Here is a 3741-nt window from a genome sequence, read left to right as displayed (position 1 = left end):
GCCAAGCGCCTGAGATCCCGTAGGCGCGAGGGAGACACCATCGCGAGACTCGGCGGCGACGAGTTCGTCTTCGTGATCTCGTTGCTACGGCACAAAGAAGATGCCGCGGTTGTCGCCGAACAGATTCTCGAAGTGCTCAAGCCGCCGATTCAGATCGCCGAGTTCGACCTGCACGTGTCGGCCAGCATCGGAATCGCGATCTTCCCCGACGACGGCGACGAGGCCACCTCCCTGTTGAAGAGCGCCGACGTCGCGCTCTACCGCGCCAAGGAGCTCGGTCGCAACAATTATCAAATTTTCGAGCCGAAGCTCAACCAGCGCGCCATGGAGCGATTGGTCCTGGAGAAAGACCTCCGACGGGCGATCCACGACCGCGAGTTCGTGCTGCAGTACCAGCCACAGTACGACATGCGGACCGGCAGGATGCGCGGCGTCGAGGCGCTGGTACGCTGGCAACAGGGTGACGTGATCGTTTCGCCGGGCAAGTTCATCCCGATCGCCGAGGAGTGCGGCCTGATCGTCCCTCTGGGCCGCTGGGTGCTCGAAGAGGCGGTGCGCCAGTGCGTGGAGTTCAACCGGTACAGCCGCGATCCCCTGCGGCTCTGCGTGAACGTCTCCGCGCTTCAGATCCAACGCCCGAACTTCGCCAACGAGGTCTCGCAGATCCTGCAGGAAGCAGGCTTGCCGCTCACGCAGCTCGTGGTGGAGCTGACCGAAAGTGCCCTGATGCAGAACCCCGAGCAGGGGTCGTGGGCCATGGCTCAGCTGCAACAGATGGGTATCGGTATCGCCATGGACGATTTCGGCACAGGCCACTCGTCGTTGAATCACGTCTCGCTGCTGCCGATCTCGATCATCAAGATCGACCGCTCGTTCGTGATCAACTGCGCCAAGCGCAAGACCGACGCGTTGATCCTTCAGGCGATCGTCACGATGGGCCACGGCCTGAACATGAAGGTGCTGGCCGAGGGTGTCGAGACCGAGGCCCAGGCCGACGTGCTTCGGGACCAGGGATGCGATGAGGTGCAAGGCTACCTCTACAGTCGCCCGGTCTCCTCCGATGCCCTGATCGCTCTGCTTCGCGAGGAAGGCTAGGGTAGACTACGGTCCGAATTGAAGAACTTCCGGACCTATCTTCTACGGTTGATCCTGCTCGCGCTGGGTTACTACCTCAGCGGGCGACTGGGCCTTGCGCTCACGATCCCTCCGGGACACGCGACGGCGATCTGGCCGGCATCCGGGATCGGGCTGGCCGGCTTGCTGCTGTTCGGCCCGAGGTACTGGCCGGCCGTCTTCGCCGGAGCGATGGGGACGTCGCTCTACCATCCTCAGGTCATCGACGCCCAGGCGCTGGCGATCGCGGCGTTCATTGGCGCGGGCGCGACGTTTCAGGCGTTGCTGGGACGCCTGCTGGTCAGGCGGCAGGCGAGCGCCGATTTCCGTCTCGGGAAGCTCTCGGACATTTTCAAGTTGATCCTTCTCGGCGGACCCGTCAGCTGCCTCGTGAACTCCGTGGTCGGAACCGCCACGTTGCACTACGTCGGGTTCGTTCCGTGGGCCAACGTTCCACTGCACTGGTTCACCTGGTGGGCCGGGGACGTCATCGGCGTCCTGGTCTTCACGCCGATCCTCCTGCTGCTGTTCGCGCCGGCAGCAACGGTTCGCAGATCGCGCCGGATGTTCGTCGGTAGCACGTTGCTGTTCGTCTTCCTGCTGGTGATCGTCCTGTTCCACGTCGCCAGGGAGCAGGACAAGGCACAGCGACGTTTGGAGTTCCGCGGACTGACCGCTCAGGTGAGTCTGGGGATCGAACGGGACCTGGCGGTGTACTCGAACGTTCTGATGGCGTCGGCACGTTTCGTCACTTCTACGAACGATTTGACGTACGACACCTACCGCACTTTTTCACTGAAATTCTTCGAGGAGAACCCGGCAATCAAGACCCTATCGTGGAACCAAGGGGTCCACGCCGCCGAACGCGAGGCCTTCGAGGCGAGGATCCGGAACGAGGGATATCCCAATTACGCGATTCGCGACCGCCTTCCCGGCGGCACGATGGCCGTTGCGCCTGCGCGAGACGTCCACTTTCCGACGACCTATCTCGCTCCGCTCGCCGGCAACGAGCGGGCCCACGGTTTCGACACCTACGGCCCGGATCCCACCGGAGGGGGCACCCGCAGGCGCGCGATGGAGCAAGCGGTTGCCTCGAACAGCGCGATCGCGACGGATCGCCTCGCCATCGTTCAAGCTGAAGATGAGTACGGGGTGATCATCTATCAACCTGTTTTTCGCGGGGAAGCCTTGCGAGGATTCGTCGCCGGGGTCTTCGTGTTTCCGGAGATGATGTCCGCGGCAAGCGAGCTTGCAGATCGGCTGAATCTGGATTTCGTGCTCGTCGACCGCGGCGGTTCCCCGGGCAAGACGGTGTTGTTCGACTCCCGCACTCCGGACTTCAAGGAGAGTGTCGAGACACCGGGTCTGTCGCCTGGACAGCTCGTCGAACATGGCGACATCGAATTCTCCGGGAGGAGCTGGAGGATCGAGTTCACCCAGGACAGCCGGGCCTACGCCGGAAAGCACAACTGGGAGCTGTGGGCCGTGCTGATCGGCGGCATGTTGTTCGTGGGGCTGACCGGCACGTTCCTGCTCACCGTGACCGCGCGGACCGAGGCGGTGGAGCGCATGGTCGAGGAAAGAACCGCCGAGCTGCAAGAGGCCCGCATCAAGGCCGAAGAAGCAACCCGGGCCAAGAGTGACTTTCTGTCGAACATGTCTCACGAGCTGCGAACGCCGATGAACTCCATCATCGGTTTCACGAGGCTGATCCTCAAGAAGAGCGGAGGTCGACTGCTACCCAAGGAGCTGGAGGCGCTTCGAGTCGTCGACAGGAACTCCGCGCACTTGCTGGAGCTGATCAACGAGCTCCTGGACATGGCCAAGATCGAAGCGGGCAAGATGACCCTGGAAACGAGCGAAGTCGACCTCGGCGCGATGGTCCGCGAGACGCTGGAGGCGCTCAACCCGCTCGCCGAGGCGCGAGGCCTCTCCCTCGTCTCGCAAATGACCGACTCGCCGGTGGTGCTGGTCGCCGACCGGACCAAGATCAAACAGGTGTTGACCAACCTCGTCTCCAACGGGATCAAGTACACCGACGAGGGGTCGATTACCGTGAGCCTGGGATCCGGCGAGCGGATCGCCAGGATCTCCGTGAAGGACACCGGGATCGGCATGACACAGGAAGATGTGGAGCGGCTGTTCACGCATTACTTGCAGTTCGAGACCGCCGGGGGGCGGCGGGTCGGAGGTACCGGGCTGGGCCTTGTGATCGTCAAGGCCTACGTCGAAATGCACGGTGGGCGGATCGATGTCTCGAGTGCTCAGGGGAAGGGGTCCGAGTTCATCGTGGAGCTGCCGATTCAGCTGGAGGAGTCCGATGTCTAACCGAAGTTGTCTCCTCGCCGCCCTTGCGTGTGCGTTGATGTTCGTCGCCGCGCAGCCGGCCGAAGCTGCGACCTGGAGCAACACCGAGCTGCATCTCCAGTACGGCTCCCTCGATACTCCGAGCTTCGCCGGAGGGGGAGACAAGGACACGCTGATTTTCACCTTCCAGCATGCCAGCGGCTGGAAGTACGGCGACAATTTCCTGTTCTTCGACGTCCTCTCGTCGGAAGACGGAGGGTTCAACGACAACGACACCTACGGAGAGTGGTACTCGTACGTCAGTTTCCGCAAGGTCGCAGG

General features: G+C 62.7%; 3 protein-coding genes. All 3 read left to right on the top strand.

Annotated features, from left to right (window positions below):
* A partial coding sequence (locus tag GY725_03885; GenBank protein ID MCP4003315.1) for a bifunctional diguanylate cyclase/phosphodiesterase occupies positions 1–1095 on the top strand: 1095 nt, incomplete at its 5' end.
* A gap of 18 nt (positions 1096–1113) precedes the next feature.
* Complete coding sequence (locus GY725_03880) at positions 1114–3441, top strand: hypothetical protein (GenBank protein ID MCP4003314.1); 2328 nt, start codon at positions 1114–1116, stop codon at positions 3439–3441.
* Positions 3434–3741 (top strand): nucleoside-binding protein (locus GY725_03875; GenBank protein ID MCP4003313.1); only part of this gene is annotated, 308 nt, incomplete at its 3' end. The genes GY725_03880 and GY725_03875, both read left to right, overlap by 8 nt.

This window comes from bacterium, from assembly GCA_024226335.1.
Lineage (GTDB): Bacteria > Myxococcota_A > UBA9160 > SZUA-336 > SZUA-336 > JAAELY01.
The sequence above is the reverse complement of the archived record's forward strand: the minus strand, read 5'-3'. Positions and strand labels throughout refer to the sequence as shown.